1 protein-coding gene is annotated in these 309 nt (G+C 64.1%); it reads right to left on the bottom strand.

From position 1 onward, the window contains the following. A partial coding sequence (locus GWK61_RS55670) for a glycoside hydrolase family 2 TIM barrel-domain containing protein (protein WP_323748222.1) occupies positions 1 to 309 on the bottom strand: 309 nt, incomplete at both ends.

Here is a 309-nt window from a genome sequence, read left to right as displayed (position 1 = left end):
AGCCCTGCTCGTTGCCGATGCTCCAGAACATGATCGAGGGGTGGTTGAAGTTCTGGCGGATCAGTTCCCGTAGTTGCTGCTGGGCGTTGGCGGTGAAGGTGGTGCTGTTGGTGATGGCGTTGACCAACGGGATCTCGACCCAGATCACGTAGCCGCGCTGGTCGGCCAGGCTGTAGACCTGCTGGGCCTGCTGGTAGTGCGCGGTGCGCAGGGCGTTGACGCCCATCTCGTCCATCAGGTCGAAGTCCTGGACGTGGTCGGCGGGGCTGACGGCCCAGCCCATGTTCAGCCGGTCCTGGTGCCGGTTCA

It is taken from the genome of Catenulispora rubra (genome assembly GCF_015356825.1).
Lineage (GTDB): Bacteria > Actinomycetota > Actinomycetes > Streptomycetales > Catenulisporaceae > Catenulispora > Catenulispora rubra.
This window is presented reverse-complemented; position numbering and strand designations above follow the sequence as displayed.